The organism is Rossellomorea sp. NPDC071047 (assembly GCF_050270195.1).
GTDB lineage: Bacteria > Bacillota > Bacilli > Bacillales > Bacillaceae_B > Rossellomorea.
In genome coordinates, this window is sequence record NZ_JBNNJT010000009.1 from 55,664 (window position 1) to 71,957 (window position 16,294).

Annotated in this window: 19 protein-coding genes; 18 read left to right on the forward strand and 1 reads right to left on the reverse strand. The window is 41.2% G+C overall.

The annotated features are described in order from the left end of the window. Nucleotides 1–37 precede the first annotated feature (37 nt). The 5 genes from ACQKFO_RS22170 to ACQKFO_RS22190 all read left to right on the forward strand — a co-directional run bounded on the left by ACQKFO_RS22170 (nt 38) and on the right by ACQKFO_RS22190 (nt 5,895). Nucleotides 38–1,564: a DEAD/DEAH box helicase gene (locus tag ACQKFO_RS22170; protein ID WP_427601131.1), complete on the forward strand. Its 1,527-nt coding sequence runs from the start codon at nt 38–40 to the stop codon at nt 1,562–1,564. Between the two features lie 274 nt (nt 1,565–1,838). Then, nucleotides 1,839–2,855, forward strand: a complete 1,017-nt coding sequence (locus ACQKFO_RS22175) for a nuclease-related domain-containing protein (RefSeq protein ID WP_427601133.1) — start codon at nt 1,839–1,841, stop codon at nt 2,853–2,855. A gap of 47 nt (nt 2,856–2,902) precedes the next feature. Further along, on the forward strand, nt 2,903–3,865 hold the full coding sequence (gene uvsE, locus ACQKFO_RS22180; protein WP_427601135.1) for a UV DNA damage repair endonuclease UvsE: 963 nt from the start codon (nt 2,903–2,905) through the stop codon (nt 3,863–3,865). A gap of 100 nt (nt 3,866–3,965) precedes the next feature. Beyond that, on the forward strand, nt 3,966–4,445 hold the full coding sequence (locus ACQKFO_RS22185; protein ID WP_427601137.1) for a PH domain-containing protein: 480 nt from the start codon (nt 3,966–3,968) through the stop codon (nt 4,443–4,445). Further along, on the forward strand, nt 4,438–5,895 hold the full coding sequence (locus ACQKFO_RS22190) for a PH domain-containing protein (protein ID WP_427601139.1): 1,458 nt from the start codon (nt 4,438–4,440) through the stop codon (nt 5,893–5,895). Before ACQKFO_RS22185 ends, ACQKFO_RS22190 begins: the two co-directional genes overlap by 8 nt. Nucleotides 5,896–5,940: 45 nt before the next feature. On the opposite strand, the gene ACQKFO_RS22195 is transcribed toward ACQKFO_RS22190, so the two are convergent. Next, complete coding sequence (locus tag ACQKFO_RS22195; protein WP_427601141.1) at nt 5,941–6,525, reverse strand: rhomboid family intramembrane serine protease; 585 nt, start codon at nt 6,523–6,525, stop codon at nt 5,941–5,943. Between the two features lie 161 nt (nt 6,526–6,686). Here ACQKFO_RS22195 and acpS point away from each other — a divergent pair, with 161 nt between their 5' ends. The 13 genes from acpS to ACQKFO_RS22260 all read left to right on the forward strand — a co-directional run bounded on the left by acpS (nt 6,687) and on the right by ACQKFO_RS22260 (nt 16,024). Continuing rightward, entirely contained in the window at nt 6,687–7,037 is a 351-nt protein-coding gene (acpS, locus tag ACQKFO_RS22200) for a holo-ACP synthase (protein WP_427601143.1), read from the forward strand. Between the two features lie 225 nt (nt 7,038–7,262). Next, nucleotides 7,263–8,276, forward strand: coding sequence for a LolA family protein (locus ACQKFO_RS22205; protein WP_427601145.1), 1,014 nt, complete (start codon nt 7,263–7,265; stop codon nt 8,274–8,276). 510 nt (nt 8,277–8,786) lie between these two features. Continuing rightward, a complete protein-coding gene (gene alr, locus ACQKFO_RS22210) occupies nt 8,787–9,992 on the forward strand; it encodes an alanine racemase (protein WP_427601147.1) in 1,206 nt (401 codons plus the stop codon). A gap of 126 nt (nt 9,993–10,118) precedes the next feature. Next, nucleotides 10,119–10,400, forward strand: coding sequence for a CopG family ribbon-helix-helix protein (locus ACQKFO_RS22215; protein ID WP_427601149.1), 282 nt, complete (start codon nt 10,119–10,121; stop codon nt 10,398–10,400). A 4-nt stretch (nt 10,401–10,404) separates the two neighbouring features. Then, a complete protein-coding gene (gene ndoA / locus ACQKFO_RS22220; protein WP_034763063.1) occupies nt 10,405–10,755 on the forward strand; it encodes a type II toxin-antitoxin system endoribonuclease NdoA in 351 nt (116 codons plus the stop codon). Between the two features lie 412 nt (nt 10,756–11,167). Beyond that, on the forward strand, nt 11,168–11,998 hold the full coding sequence (locus ACQKFO_RS22225) for an RsbT co-antagonist protein RsbRA (protein ID WP_427601151.1): 831 nt from the start codon (nt 11,168–11,170) through the stop codon (nt 11,996–11,998). Then, nucleotides 11,995–12,351, forward strand: a complete 357-nt coding sequence (locus ACQKFO_RS22230; RefSeq protein WP_044340427.1) for an STAS domain-containing protein — start codon at nt 11,995–11,997, stop codon at nt 12,349–12,351. The genes ACQKFO_RS22225 and ACQKFO_RS22230 overlap by 4 nt, the downstream gene beginning before the upstream one ends. A 2-nt stretch (nt 12,352–12,353) precedes the next feature. Then, nucleotides 12,354–12,755, forward strand: a complete 402-nt coding sequence (locus ACQKFO_RS22235; protein ID WP_034763056.1) for an anti-sigma regulatory factor — start codon at nt 12,354–12,356, stop codon at nt 12,753–12,755. Nucleotides 12,756–12,765: 10 nt separating this feature from the next. Continuing rightward, nucleotides 12,766–13,776 (forward strand): PP2C family protein-serine/threonine phosphatase, encoded by a 1,011-nt coding sequence (locus ACQKFO_RS22240; RefSeq protein ID WP_427601153.1) that lies wholly within the window; start codon nt 12,766–12,768, stop codon nt 13,774–13,776. A gap of 77 nt (nt 13,777–13,853) precedes the next feature. Then, nucleotides 13,854–14,186 (forward strand): anti-sigma factor antagonist, encoded by a 333-nt coding sequence (locus ACQKFO_RS22245; protein WP_315635993.1) that lies wholly within the window; start codon nt 13,854–13,856, stop codon nt 14,184–14,186. Beyond that, on the forward strand, nt 14,186–14,653 hold the full coding sequence (gene rsbW, locus ACQKFO_RS22250) for an anti-sigma B factor RsbW (protein ID WP_427601161.1): 468 nt from the start codon (nt 14,186–14,188) through the stop codon (nt 14,651–14,653). Before ACQKFO_RS22245 ends, rsbW begins: the two co-directional genes overlap by 1 nt. Beyond that, on the forward strand, nt 14,631–15,428 hold the full coding sequence (gene sigB / locus ACQKFO_RS22255) for an RNA polymerase sigma factor SigB (RefSeq protein WP_427601155.1): 798 nt from the start codon (nt 14,631–14,633) through the stop codon (nt 15,426–15,428). The genes rsbW and sigB overlap by 23 nt, the downstream gene beginning before the upstream one ends. Beyond that, nucleotides 15,428–16,024, forward strand: a complete 597-nt coding sequence (locus tag ACQKFO_RS22260) for a PP2C family serine/threonine-protein phosphatase (protein WP_427601157.1) — start codon at nt 15,428–15,430, stop codon at nt 16,022–16,024. The genes sigB and ACQKFO_RS22260 overlap by 1 nt, the downstream gene beginning before the upstream one ends. The last annotated feature ends 270 nt before the right edge of the window (nt 16,025–16,294 follow it).

Sequence of the window (16,294 nt, forward strand, 5' to 3'; positions counted from 1 at the left end):
TAGTTATAAAAGATGTAAATTAAAGGAGAATGTAACATTGACTAAGTTTGCAGATTTAAACTTAAGCGCATCTACGTTGAAATCAATTAAACGTATGGGCTTTGAAGAAGCGACACCAATTCAGGCGAGTACGATTCCAGTCGGTTTAGAAGGTAAGGATATTATCGGTCAGGCACAAACTGGAACAGGTAAAACAACAGCATTTGGAATCCCGATGATCGAGAAGATCGACGTGAAAAATCCAAACGTTCAAGCTCTTATCATTGCACCAACTCGTGAACTTGCCATCCAAGTTTCTGAAGAGTTATATCGTATCGGATCCGACAAGCGTGCACGCGTGTTATCTGTCTACGGAGGACAGGACATCCAACGTCAAATCCGCGCGATGAAAAAGAACCCTCATATCATCGTTGGTACACCAGGTCGTCTTCTTGACCATATCAAACGTAAAACACTCAACCTTGAAAACGTTGAAACATTAGTACTTGACGAAGCAGACGAAATGCTGAACATGGGCTTCATCGAAGACATTGAAAGCATCCTTGAGACTGTTCCAAGCACAAGACAAACACTTCTATTCTCTGCAACAATGCCGGATCCGATCCGACGCATTGCGAATCGCTTCATGACAGAGCCGGAAGTAATCAAAGTAAAATCAAAAGAAGTAACAGTTTCGAACATCGAACAATACTTCACGAAAGTAAGCGAAAAAGAAAAATTCGATACTCTTTCCCGTTTGATCGACGTTCAATCACCTGAACTTGCGATTGTATTCGGTCGTACAAAGCGTAGAGTAGATGAATTAGCGCGTGCTCTTAGCATCCGCGGCTACCTGGCTGAAGGGATTCACGGAGATCTTTCTCAAGCTCGTCGTATGACGGTCCTTAAGAAATTCAAAGAAGGACGCATCGATATCCTGATCGCAACAGACGTTGCTGCCCGTGGATTAGATATCTCAGGCGTAACGCATGTATACAACTTTGATATTCCTCAAGATCCTGAAAGCTACGTTCACCGTATCGGACGTACAGGTCGTGCAGGTAAGAAGGGTATGTCCATCACTTTTGTAACACCAAGAGAAATGGGTTACCTGAAGATCGTTGAACAAACAACGAAGAAGAAAATGACGGCTCTTAAGCCACCTAGCTTAAACGAAGCCCTTGAAGGTCAACAACGCTTAGCTCTTGAAAAATTAGCTGAAGCTGCGAAGGAAAGTGATCTTAAAGATTACTATCCATTAGCAGAAGAATTCCTTGGTGGCCACGATTCTGTTCAAGCAGTTGCAGCAGCAATCCGTGTCCTGACGAAAGAGCCGGATACAACACCAGTTGAAATCACTGAAGAGCGTCCATTACCATCAAGAGGTGGTGGAAATCGTGGCGGCGGAAATCGCGGCGGTGGATACAAAGGTGGAGCACGCAGCGGTAAAGGCGGAAGCCGTGGTGGATCATCACGCAGCGGCGGTGGAAATCGCGGAGGCGGAAGCCGTGGCGGAGATCGCAACCGTACTGGTGGCGGCAGACCACAATCTTCAACGAAACGTAAATCTTATAACAATTCTTGATCAATAGATTTGAGGACACGATGACCTTAGGGTTGTCGTGTTTTTTTTGTTATGTTGGTTTGAATGCGTGCAGGATTGGGGCAAGGATTATATGTATTTCCAATTTTCACAAAAATACGCAATTATCGTAAGAAACGACGCAATAAATAATAAAATGACGCAATTAAGCTGAAAACGACGCAATTATTCAGATATCGACGCAATTCTACCCCAAAACGACGCAATTAGTGATATTCTGTAGATTTTTCAAATTAATAAGAAGGGTTTTTTAAGCATGTGGCGAACTAAAGTAGGCAGAACCTTAAAGGAGAGTGATCAATTGATCTGTAAAGAACTCAAAATCCCAATCAATATTGATAAAAACCAAGCATTATTATGGCGTCTGCCTCTCAATCATCAAAAGATTCCCATTGTCGATAAGGATTTAAAGAAAAGAAAAGCAGGTTTCAACGGTGAAGCAACCGTCTACTACCACCTCAGTTTCTTAAATGACAAGAGATATAAAATCTTTCATGATGTAAGGCTTCCTCTATTCTCGAACTATTTCCAAATCGATTTCCTCATCCTTACTCCATTCTATATTTTACTTATCGAAGTAAAAAACATCTCAGGAATCGTTAAAATTGATCCATTAATAAGACAGCTTACCCGTACATATAAAGGATTAACAGAAGGATTCTCTGACCCTATCTCCCAGGTTCAAAGACAAAAATTATTACTGCAAAAATGGTTCAGTGTCCAAAAGCTGAAGATCCCTCCCTTGGAACACCTCGTTGTATTCAGCAACCCATCAACCATCTTAAATTTTACCGAACCCCCACCAGCTGACTCGCCTTACAGAAATATTATTCACTCTCAAAATATAATAGATAAGATCAAGGATTTAAATGAGACATACGTAAAAGAAGCCATAACTGATAAAGAATTGTCCAAAATGAAGAAAACCATTCTAAAAAAACATAAAGAATCTGAGTTAGACCTTCTGGAGACATATTCTCTTACCCAAGGTGATATTGTCACTGGAGTCCGTTGTGAAAACTGCAATTATATACCAATGATTAGAGTAAGTGGAGCATGGTCTTGCGTTAAATGTGGCAATTCATCTAAATATGCTCATATAGAAGCAGTCCGGGAATATTTCTTACTAATAAGTGATCACATAACCAATCAAGAACTGAGGAGATTTTTGCACCTGAATTCACGAAACACCGCTTATAAAATATTGAAATCCCTTCAATTAGAAACAAAAGGTGGAACAAAGTCTGTCACCTATTCAAAACCAACGAGATAAATCCCCACAATCCGCACATACTAACCACAAAAAGGAGTCCACCCCACATGACACTCGTAAAGTTAGGCTATGTTGCCATGAGCATGAACCTCCAGAATGCATCCCCTTCTCAAACCATGACGTATAAGCAGTTTTCCGGGATCAAGGATCGTGAGGCTGCTATTCATAAACTCGAACGTATTGCCAAATCGAATCTTGAAAACTGCCTGCGGCTTTTAAAGCATAATGTTCTTAATGAGATTCACTTTTTCCGGTTCAGTTCAAAGTTGATCCCTCTTGCGAATCATCCTGAATTGAAGGGATGGGATTTCATTTCGCCCTTGAAACCTGAGCTCGATGCGATTAAAGAGTATTTGACGCTTCATCCTATGCGTGTGGATTTTCATCCCGATCATTTTGTGCTGCTAAATTCCAGTGATGTAGATGTGTTGAAAAACACTCTTAAAACGCTTAAGATGCATGAGGCATTATTAAAAGGGATGGGAATCGATCCACCCCACCGCTGTGTTCTCCATGTTGGTGGAGCTTATGAAGATAAAGAAAAGGCACTTGAGCAATTCATACATAACTGGGGTCTGACTCCCGTTTCTCTTCAACAAATGATCATTCTTGAAAACGATGATACTGTTTTCAGTGCAGCGGATGCCCTTTATCTATGTGAAAAGCTCGGGATCCCCCTTGTATTCGATTACCATCATCATCTTGCTTATAACGAAAGGGATTGGTTGCTGGATTGGGAGAGGATCATTGGAACGTGGAGCCAGTCATCGTTACCTGTGAAGGTGCATATTTCAAGCCCTCGTTCCCGTAAGGATTACAAGGCCCATGCTGATTTCATCGACCCTAAGATGTTTCTTGATTTTCTCCAGGGGATAAAGGGCTCGGTGGATGAAATTGATTGTATGATAGAAGCGAAAAAGAAGGATGACGCATTGTTCCGATTGGTAGAGGATCTGCAAGGGATTAATGGGATTGAGTGGGTGGATAAAAGTTCGTTTCATCTAAAATAGGCAAATCTCCCAAAGCTTTCACCTTAATCTGAAACCATCTCTGTTCCAAATCGTAAATATACTGTAAGATTTAGTAAAAGAGAGAAGTGAGGGGATGGATATGATCGGAGAGCCGCAAAAACGGATTTCACCAAAGGCTTTAAAGGTGTGGAAAATATATGGTGTGATTGAAACGTTAATCGTTGCAGCTGTAGCCACAGGAGCGATTACTCTGACTGTTATGTTTGAGTGGCCACAATGGATCATTGCAGCAGCAGTTGCTGTATTGATTCTATTTACATATTTGTTTGTTTTCTTTATTCCAACCATCAAATGGAAGAGATGGCGTTATGAAGTGAGGGAGCAGGAGATTGAGCTTCAAAGAGGAATTTTTATTGTGAAGCGCACGTTGGTACCGATGGTGAGGGTTCAGCATGTAGATACGGTTCAGGGCCCTATTTTAAAAAAGTATCGGTTGGCAACCATTACGATATCGACTGCGGCCACGGTTCATGAGATACCGGCATTGGATGTGGAGGAGGCAGATGAATTGAGAAACTCCATCTCACAACTAGCGAGGGTGGCGGAAGATGATGTCTGAGCACAAGAGACTTCACCCTATTTCAGCTGTAGCCAATTTTGTAAAGCAGTTAAAGGACTTGATCGTTCCCTTTGTTTTCTTATTTGTATTGAATAACAGGGGGGAGAAGACGGGGTTTTGGGATTATATGCCTGTTATATCTATGGCGGCGGTCCTTGTGTTCGTTTTGGTCACAGGGGTTGTGAAGTGGCTTCGGTTTACATATCGATTGGAAGAAGGGGAGCTGCGGATCGAGTACGGACTATTCGTTAAAAAGAAGCGGTATATTCCCATTGACCGGATACAGAGCTTGAATTTATCTGAGGGCATTCTGCATCGGCCATTTGGATTGGTTAAGGTCAAGGTCGAAACGGCTGGGTCTTCGAATCCTCGCGAATCAGAAGCAGAATTGACAGCTATTTTAAAAGAAGAAGCCATAGAGTTGGAGGAAATGATATATAGGGAGAAGAAGGGTCATAACGTGACCGAAGATCTCTCTGGCGAAACTAACGAGACTTTGAAAGATGAAGCCCCCTTTTTCAAGCTCAGCTCGAAAGACATTTGGGTTCTTGCTACGACTTCAGGTGGGATCGGTGTCATTATTTCCGGGGTGTTTGTTTTCTTATCTCAATTTAATGAGTTCATTCCGTACGAAGCTGTGTATGATGAGCTGGCTGTTTTTGTAAAAAGCGGCGTGTTTGTGGTTTCGGTGATGGCATTCTTGGGGTTGCTTGTTGCCTGGCTTTTATCGATTGCCTGGACATTTATTATTTATGGTGATTTCAGGATTAAAATAGTGGATGATCATATTGTCATGACAAGAGGGCTTCTGGAGAAGAAGCAGGTGACGGTACCCTTGAATCGGGTTCAAGGCATCCGGGTAGTGGAAAATCCAATCAGGCAGCTATTGGGGTATTGCACGGTCCACATTGAAAATGCAGGTGGATCTGTTCTGGAGAAAGACAGCACCAGTATAAAATTATTCCCGATTGTGAAAAAGAAGCGGATTCAGGTATTATTAAACGACTTATTTCCGGATTATGTCATTCACGATGATTTTAAGAGGCTTCCGGGACGTTCCTTAAGAAGGTATGTGTTCAGACAGGCAATCTGGGTGGTGGTCCCGACTGCGGCTGTTTGTTTTATGTACTGGCCATACGGTCTTTGGGTCGGCTTGTTGATGATTCCTTTCGGGATACTCGGCTACTACCAATATCGAGCAGGGGGCTGGAAGATTGATGAAGGACAATTATCTTTACAGTATAGGGGCATATTGAAGAATACGATGCATATAAAGAAAAGTCGCATTCAATCTTTGGACACCCATGAAAGCTGGTTTCAAACGAGAAAAGACTTGGGCAGTCTCAGAACAACGATAAAGTCTGGAGAGACTGGTTATGCCAGTCCTATCAGGGATCTTGAAAAGAAGGACCTCCAAACAATTGCGTCTTGGTTTTCTCATAGTGTGTAAACGATAAAAGTGACCCGCGATTCGTTAGCGGGTCACTTTTGTTTCTTATTTTTTACCTGAAATCCACCCGATCACAAAGCCGCCGATTAATCCGAAGATATGGGCAGTTATGTTGATTCCTGATTGCATGAAGGTCATGACTACACCAATGACGACGATCGGTATGATGATCTGCCGGCTTTCTCTCGTGATGAAATGTTTTTTTAAGAGAATCATGGCGATGTAAAAACCGAATAAACCAAAAATCGCTCCCGATGCTCCCACATGACTATACGTAAGGGGCTTGATAACATAAGTGATGATATTGGCAAACACGCCGCTTGCTAAATAAAGACCGATAAACTTAGCTTTCCCGAGATGCTTTTCCAGGGGTGGGCCAAACAGGACAAGGGAGAACGAATTAAATAGCAGATGAGCGAATCCCAAATGTACAAAGATAGGGGTGACGAGTCTCCACCATTCTCCCTCTTTGATAAATAAATTCACACCGGCCAGCTGCTCGTACACCCACAGTTGTGGAAAAATGGGAAGTGCACTGACAAGGTATAAGGCGATATGAATGAATACAATCAGGGAAATAATAGGATAGAGCCGTAAAAATTGTGAAAAACTTTCAGTCCGGACAAACATATTGTAACCTCCTAAGTAGGTTGTTTCTTTTTAATAACATTACTAAATTATTTATATAAAAAACGCCGTCAATACTATAGTATAAGAAAACGTCGAAAATCACGAGTATAGTTCACTATACAAATATGCATGACAGGACAAGAGTAGAAGGGGAATCGCATATGATAAAAGGAATAGGATTGGACATCGTTGAAACAGGGCGCATTCAGAAGATGATTGAACGTCAGCCGAAGTTCGTGAAGAGAATATTAACAGCAAAGGAGGAGGATGCTTTCCATACATTAAACGGTCAGCGAAAGGTTGAGTTCGCAGCAGGACGATTTGCAGCCAAAGAAGCTTATGCCAAGGCGAATGGAACGGGCATCGGAACAGCGCTCTCCTTTCAGGATATTGAAATCAGTAAGGACCCGAATGGAAAACCTTATTTTTCAAAGCCGGAGGGGGCGAATAGCCATCTATCCATCACTCATAGCCGGCAATTCGCGGCTGCTCAGGTGATCATCGAAGAGTAAAATAATTTAGAAGCTTGTCATCTTCACTAGCATAATCCCTCAGGTTGTCTCATATATTCAGTAGTGCAATAAGAGAGACAAGGCCAGGTGTTTAACAATCGCGGTTCTTTGGCGAATTGCAATTGGACTAAGGAACGGGGCATTCTATAAGAATCGTCCATTCTTAGACGGCTGGCTTTCCCCTCTCTCAATTACGTTTATCCTGGGACAAAAGGGGTTGAAAAAATGAAGAAAAAGCTAGTGATACTAGTGATGGCCATGTTAGCGGTGCTTATGCTGGCTGCTTGTGGAGAGCAATCGAAAGAAGATGTAACCAAGGATCTTAAGGCTAAAGTAGAGGATATGAAGGGGTACAAAGCAGATGCAAAAATGACCCTGCAGGTGGGCGACGAGCCTCAAACCTATGATGTGGAAGTGTGGCATAATGACCCTAATTATTATCGAGTGGCATTAAAGAACGCTGCGAAGGATCAGAGTCAAATGATCTTACGTAATGATGAGGGAGTATTCGTCCTTACGCCGGCACTGAACAAAAGCTTCCGATTCCAAAGCAATTGGCCTGAAAATAGCAGTCAGGCGTACTTGTATGAATCGCTTGTTCAAGATGTGTTAGAGGATAAAGAAGCTACTTTCAAAGAAACAAAAGATCACTACATCTTTAACACAAAGACACGTTATCAAAACAGTCAGATGCTTCCGACTCAAGAAATTACCTTTAACAAGAAAGACCTGACTCCGGCATCCGTGAATGTAATGGATTCAGATAAAAATCCACTTGTAAAAGTAGAATTCTCCAAGATGGATATGAAAGCTGGATTTGATAAAAAAGACTTCGACATGAAGAAAAATATGACAGGTGCCCAGCTCGAAGTACCGGTTACGGCAAAAGTAGAGGACACAGAATTCACTGTTCTTTACCCAATGTCAGAAATCACCGGCACTGAATTAATTGAAGAAAAAGAAGTCGCCACCGATACGGGTAAACGCGTAATCTTAACGTATGATGGTGAAAAGTCCTTCACAATCGTACAAGAAAAAACAACTGTCGTTCCAACGATGACGGTTTCTACTTCTCTAAAAGGTGAGTTAGTGGACTTAGGATTCACAGTAGCGGCCATGACAGAGCAATCAATCAGATGGACCAATAACGGAGTGGACTATATGCTTGCCTCCAATGACCTGACTCCTTCTGAGATGGTGATGGTAGCTCGATCCGTACAAGGTTCAATGGTGAAATAAAATAACTGAACGGGGCGGGCCTATCAGGTTCGCCTCTTTCCTTGGTGTGAGGATGTGATGTAGAAAGGAGGATATATTGAAGGAATGGTGTGGCCGGAAAAACAGCTTTTAAAGTCGATAATATATTCGGGAAGTCGATAATAAGAGCCGCAAAGTCGATAATATATTCAGAAAGTCGATAATAAACAGGCAAATAATCCATGAATAATCTTATTGAAAGCACCAAGGTAAATTAAAACTTCATTACTCCATAAAAAGCCGTCTGAGATTGGCTTAAAATGAATAAGGTTATCCTAATCAACCAAGCTCACAAGATCCCATCAAACATCCACCAAGCTCTCCGTGCCATTCGAAGTACCGATTTTTCTTCTCGCGATGCCCTATCCTGGAACCCCCTTTCCCCCCTCTCCAAAAAATCAATTTTACACAATGAATGATAATATGAATAATCAATGGTATTCTTGAATAGAATGACAATGTTTTGTGTAAAGATATGAGGAAGTGAACAGAGTGGAAACCCAGACGCAATTTTTTCGTGATACATGGGCAGAAATCAACCTAGATCATTTATATGAAAACGTAAAGAATATTAGGGACCATATTCCCGGGGATGTGAAAGTGTTTGCGGTTGTGAAAGCAAATGCTTATGGGCATGGGGATGTGCAAACCGCTTTCACGGCTCTTTCTGCCGGGGCACACGGCTTAGCTGTTGCATTCTTAGACGAAGCGATTTCCTTAAGAAGAGCAGGCGTAACCGCTCCTATTCTCGTATTAGGAGCTACGAGACCGAAAGATGTGAAGATTGCTGCCGATTTGGCGATTTCGTTAACGACATTCCACCAAGAGTGGCTTGTGGAAGCAGAAAATCAGCTGTCAGAAGGGGATCGATTGAACCTCCATATCAAGTGCGATACCGGGATGGGTAGGATAGGCGTCCGTTCCACTGAGGAATTAAAGCGTATCGAACAGTATATTCAAGCTCATTCCCAATTTAAGCTTGAAGGGATCTTTACCCATTTTGCCACGGCAGATGAGCTGAACGATGACTATCTTGACCGGCAGTTAGCTCGATTTGAATACATGCTGAATCAATTGGAGTCATTACCAGACTATATCCATTCTTCAAATAGTGCCGCTACATTAAGGAAAACCAACACCCTCTTTAATGCTGTGCGGGTGGGAATTGCCATGTACGGCCTGACTCCATCTCAAGAGATGAAGCCCGAGCTGCCTTTTCCTTTAAAAGAAGTGTTTTCTCTTCATTCAAGACTTATTCATTCAAAAGAACTTTCAGCTGGAGAGAAAGTGAGCTATGGTGCTACTTATGAAACGGGTGAGTCAGAATGGATCGGGACCATTCCTATCGGATACGCTGATGGATGGCTGCGTAAATTACAAGGTCAGGACGTCATTGTAAACGGTATAAGGGTTCCAATTGTTGGAAGGATATGTATGGATCAATGTATGATTAGGCTCCCTGGATTTCTTACTATGGGTACCCGTGTAACGTTAATAGGAGAACAAGGTGGAGAAGCGGTTACAATGGATGAAATCGCTGATAAGCTTGATACCATCAACTATGAGATCCCTTGTATGATCTCAACGAGAGTGCCTCGTATCTATATGCGAAACGGGGAGCCGACGGAAGTATCGAATAAACTCTTATCGACAGGTATTCACAGTCAGCAGGAAAATAACCGCAAACTTGATGAATAATTAGTATTTTATATGGTGGATAATAGAAGAGATTGATAAATTAACTTTTCATTCCCCTTAATTGATGGTATGATAAATATGTTAATGAACAGAAACGGTATGTAGTGATTGGTGGAGGTGTAGTTTGTGTCTGAATCCAGCGCAACAACAGAAATCTTAATTCGTCTACCGCAACAGCTCGTTACAGAATTAGACGGCTTTGCAGATCAAGAAAATGTGAATCGCAATGAGTTTATTTATCGTGCAACCAAAATGTATTTAAGAGAGCGTAAGAAGAGACAATTACTTGAATCTATGAGACGCGGCTATATGGAAATGGCTAAGATTAATCTCGCAATTGCTTCAGAGGCGATTCAAGCAGAATATGAGGCAGAACATACAGTCGAACGCTTAGTAAGCGGGGGTTAATCCTTTGATTGTAAAGCGTGGTGACGTATATTTTGCAGACCTTTCTCCTGTTGTAGGATCAGAACAAGGCGGAGTTCGGCCGGTACTTGTTATTCAAAATGATATAGGGAACAGGTTTAGTCCCACAATTATTGTAGCTGCCATTACCGCTCAAATTCAAAAAGCGAAACTGCCTACTCATGTTGAAATTGATGCAAAACGTTATGGCTTTGAACGTGATTCCGTTATCTTGCTTGAACAGATTCGAACGATTGATAAACAACGTCTTACCGATAAGATTACGCACTTGGATGATGAGATGATGGAAAAAGTGGATGACGCCCTGCAAATCAGCGTGGGTCTAATCCAATTTTAACCATGAGCTTTTCATCGTGTAGATACTTTATCATGTTATACAATAGGAACAATATAACTTCAAACCAGAAGGCTTGCTGATGAACAATATGTATGATCATTAAGCCTTTTTGTTTTGTCTTTTTTTCTTTTTAGAAGGAAAACCTAGTGCCAATTAACCCCAAAAGAAGAATATGGATAATGGAAATATAGTCAATTTTATGACAAAACTCCGTAAACAATTTATAATGGGAAAAGTAAGCACTTAAAATACCCGAAAAGTCATAGATTTTTTCTTTTTTGAATTTATTTGTTACTATTAAAGTAATTACGTCATTTTTTAGTGCACTGTTGTAAACTACTTTAAAATTAAGTTACATCATTCGGCATAAATACGAAGTACAAATTTCATATGATAGAATGGAGAGAACTAAATGTTTAGTGAAGTCACGGATTATATTCAGAATAATAAATCAGATATCACTAGTATTTGGATGGAACGAATGAGGAACGAAGCGGATGAGAAGTTTCTTCAAGTTGTTTCGGATCAAGTTTTTACTAAGACAAGCCATGAGTTTGTCGAAATGATTATTTCTAACTTAAGGGATTCCAACGAGTTCAATAGCCGGTTGGGAGATTTCGCTGAAAAGGTTGTCAGGTTAGGATGGCCGCTGACTTTCGTGACGTCGGCTCTAAGTAATTTTGGTAAAGTGGTTTACGAAGGCATGATGAAAGAAGGTATTATTACAGATAAAAACCATGCGGCACAAGTTGAGAAGTTCGATAAATGGTTAACTCCTATGAATAATAAAGTAATCGGTGCTTATACAGAATCATGGGAAAGAACCGTTTCGCTTCAAAAAATAGCGTTGCAGGAATTGTCGGCACCACTGATACCTGTTTTTGAAAAGATTTCTGTGATGCCGCTTGTGGGTACGATTGACACAGAACGAGCGCGGTTAATTATGGAAAATCTATTAAATGGTGTCGTGAAGCATAGAGCGGAAGTGGTGTTAATCGATATCACCGGTGTACCTGTTGTGGATACAATGGTAGCCCATCATATCATCCAGGCAGCTGAAGCTGTTCGATTAGTAGGGGCGAAGTGCATGCTGGTAGGGATCAGACCTGAAATCGCGCAAACGATTGTAAACTTAGGCATTGATTTAAATCAGTTCAGTACAAATAGCACGTTACGAAAAGGAATTGAAAAGGCTCTTGAAATGACAAATCGAAAAATAGTTTCGGCGGAGGGATTAGAGTGAGAATACCAATTTTAAAGCTGCATGATTGTTTGCTGATTTCCATTCAGTGGGAGCTTGATGATCAAACAGCCCTTCAATTTCAAGAAGATCTTCTGCATAAGATCCACGAAACGAGTGCCAGAGGGGTAGTAATCGATATTACTTCCATTGATTTTATAGATTCATTCATTGCAAAAGTTCTAGGGGATGTCATTAACATGTCAAGGTTAATGGGGGCTAAGGTGGTCATCACCGGCATCCAGCCTGCTGTAGCGATAACATTGATTGAGCTTGGAATCAGGTTAGAGGACGTTCTGACCGCTCTGGATCTGGAAAAAGGTTTGGAGAAATTACAATTGGAACTGGGGGACTAGGTATGGATAGCCAATCCTGCGTGAAGATCACGAATGAATGGGACATCGTTGCTGCCCGCCAGTTAGGGAGGAATGTAGCGAAAGAGCTCGGATTCGGTACTGTTGACCAAGCTCGTATCACTACGGCTATCAGCGAATTAGCAAGGAACATCTATTTATATGCTGGCTATGGCCAGATTTGCATAGAAAAATTATTCGATGCCGGGAAAAAAGGTGTGCGAATTATCGCCTTGGATGAAGGACCCGGAATTGCAGATATAAGAAAAGTAATGGAAGATGGATATTCCACATCAGGCGGATTAGGAGCAGGTTTGCCTGGAGTAAAGCGTTTAATGGACGAGTTCAACGTTGAGTCTGTGCCAGGTGAAGGAACAGACATTAGGGCGACTAAGTGGCTCCGCTAGGGGGAGTTATATGAATTTCAGAGATTTAATGGATTCTAAATATAGAGAAATTATTGAGCATTACCTAAATGAACAAGATGAAAAAGCACTTTATTTAGGACAGAAATTTAGTCGTAAATCAATTGAGCATCATGTTTCACCAGAGGAGATCATAAGTCTCCATAAGAGTGTAATATTGGAAATGGAGCCCAATATACCACATCAAGTACTGCACTCATTCGATATTTTACTTGAAGTCATGATAGGCTACGGTTTTGCTTATCGGGAGCATCAAAGTCTTCGTACGAAACAACAAGAATTAAATAACGAAATAGATGTAGCATCTAATATGCAACAAACCCTGCTAGGGACCGTCATCCCTTCAGTAGACGGATTGGAAATCGGAGCTGTAAGTGTACCTGCAAAAAAGATGAATGGAGATTACTATCACTTTGTTCAGGATGAGAATGATAGCGTCAGTGTTGCCATTGCTGATGTGATCGGTAAAGGTATACCCGCAGCTCTTTGTATGTCCATGATCAAGTATGCGATGGATAGTCTACCTGAGTACCGGAATGAACCTAACGCTGTTTTGGAAAGCTTAAACAGAGTAGTGGAACAAAATGTGGATGCAAGTATGTTCATAACCATGTTTTATGGTGTATACAATTCGGCGGAACATCTATTTTCATACTCATCAGCTGGGCATGAACCTGGCTTTTTTTATAAAGCTTCAACCAACGAATTTGAAGATCTTGATGCAAAAGGTCTTCTATTAGGTGTAGATAAAAAAGCGAAGTACCGACAATACGAGAGACGGGTTGAGACAGGGGACATGATTATCCTGCTCTCTGATGGAGTAACAGAGTGCCGTTCAGAGGATGGCTTCATTGAAAGGGAAGATTTGGTTCAGTTAATAAGCAAGTACAATCACCTTCCTCCTCAAGAGATTGTCAATAACGTATACAAACAACTCGAGAAGCTGCAGCACTTTGAGCTTAGAGACGATTTCACTCTAATCATCATAAAAAGAAATTCATAAATAAAGTTTATTCTTGTTATTAATAGGGTAAATGTATAGAGACTTATTATAAATGTTGCCAAAAAGGTGGTCTTTTTATGAACTTATCAATAGATATGAAAGAAAAAGAGAACGAGCTGCTCGTTAAAGTAGCTGGTGAAATTGATGCATATACAGCACCAAAGCTTAAAGAAACGCTTCAACCCTCTGCTGAAGCTGATAATAAAGATATAACAGTTGATCTTTCAGACGTATCGTATATGGATAGTACTGGATTAGGTGTATTTGTTGGTCTTTTCAAAACGGTTAAAGCCCGCGGTGGACAATTAAATCTAATCGGGTTATCCGATCGTCTGCAGAGACTGTTTGATATTACAGGTTTAGGGGATATTATGAATATTAATTCCAAGGTAGAAGGTGGCGTGGAATGATGAAAGCTTTTGATTACATCGAGATGAAGATCCCCGCAAAGCCGGAATATGTCGGGGTCATTCGTTTGACGCTTTCAGGAATTGCAAGTCGTATGGGATTTGACTACGATGCAATTGAGGATTTGAAGATTGCTACTAGTGAAGCTATCACAAATGCGGTTCAGCATGCGTATAAAGACAACGACGGAGAAGTGGTTGTAGGATTCGCGCTATATGAGGATCGTCTTGAAGTTATGGTAGCGGATCACGGTGAAAGTTTTGATTTCACAGAAATTCGCAGTGCTGTTGGTCCTTATCATGCCGATCATTCAGTTGAGTTCTTAAGAGAAGGTGGGTTAGGTCTTTACCTTATTGAGAGCTTGATGGATGATGTAAAAGTGCATCACAAGGAGGGAGTGACAGTCTTTATGACTAAATTCCTATCAGGGGAGCAGGTGGAGAGGGATGAAAAAACTATCTCAACCTAACCAGCAGGCACAAAAAGAAAAAGTACTGCAATGGATCAAAGACTATCAGGAAAGACAAGATGACGATGCACAAAGTCAACTGATTTTACATTACCAGAACCTTGTTGAGTCCATTGCGAGGAAATATTCTAAGGGAAGATCTTTCCACGAAGACATTATCCAAGTAGGGATGATTGGATTGCTTGGTGCAATCAGAAGGTACGATGAATCTTTCGGTAGATCATTCGAGGCCTTTGCGATTCCAACAATCATTGGAGAGATAAAAAGGTTCCTACGAGATAAAACGTGGAGCGTACATGTTCCACGAAGAATAAAAGAGCTTGGTCCGAAAATAAAATCTACGGTTGAAGAGTTAACAAACCGATTAGAACGTTCTCCACAAGTCCATGAAATTGCTGAATATCTGGAAGTTAGTGAAGAGGAAGTTCTGGAAGCCATGGAAATGGGCAGAAGTTATCAGGCGTTATCAGTGGATCACTCGATTGAAGCGGATTCAGAGGGAAGCACAGTTACAATATTGGATATTGTGGGAGATCAGGACGAGGGCTACGAGAAAGTCAATCAGCGACTCGTTCTTGAGAAAGTTCTTCACGTTCTTTCCGACAGAGAAAAGGCTATTATACAACACACCTATTTAGAAAATTTAAGCCAAAAAGAAGCTGGCGAGAAGCTCGGTATTTCCCAAATGCATGTTTCCCGTTTACAAAGAAGAGCGATTAAAAAGCTTAGGGAAGCCATTCAGGAAGAGATGAACGATTCGGAGAGTCATTATTAATGGCTTATCTTCAACAAAATGAAATAGAGCTTTATGCAGAGCAAGTATCGAAAAACGGAAATCCTTATTGTGGGGACAGTTATTTCTATACCTCTACAAGCGATTACTTTATCTGTGTTTTGGCCGATGGTTTAGGTAGCGGTAAGTTTGCTTATGAATCGTCTCATGTTGTCGTCGATATAGTTGAAGAGCATCACCACGAGGATGTTGAAACCCTCATGAGCCTTTGTAACGAAGCTCTTCAGAAAAAACGTGGCGCTGCAGTGGCGATCATTAAAGCGTATTACCATTCTAAAGAGTTTGTATATAGCTGTGTAGGAAATATACGTTTTTATATGTATGCACCTGAAGGAAAGATGACGTATCCATTACCGGTTACCGGGTACTTATCCGGAAGGCCGCAAACATATAAGACCCAACGTTTTCGTTACGATTCCAACTCAAGATTTCTTATTCACTCAGATGGACTGAATATATCAGGAGTAAAGAATATCCTTCAAAGATATCCAACGCTTCACGGCGCTTTAGGTGATATTCAATCTCTAGTCAACGGTACATCAGATGATACAACATACATTATAGGAAACTTACTCTAACGGACTTAGGGTAAGTTTTTTTGTTTAGGCTCTTTCACAAAGATTGATGTTTTTATCATAAGCTCTGTCAATCGGTGTGTGTGGGATGTTGTAGTAGCACAGAGTGGATTGTAGCGGAAGGCACTTAACTCCTGCGGGAAATAGAGGAAAGATCGAGACCCCACAGGGCATAAGCCCGAGTTATCATGAACGAAAACTAGCTCCTTACTCGTAACATCGTAGGTTAATTTGGTTAGACTGTTTCTGAAGTAAAAACAAAAACCAAATCAG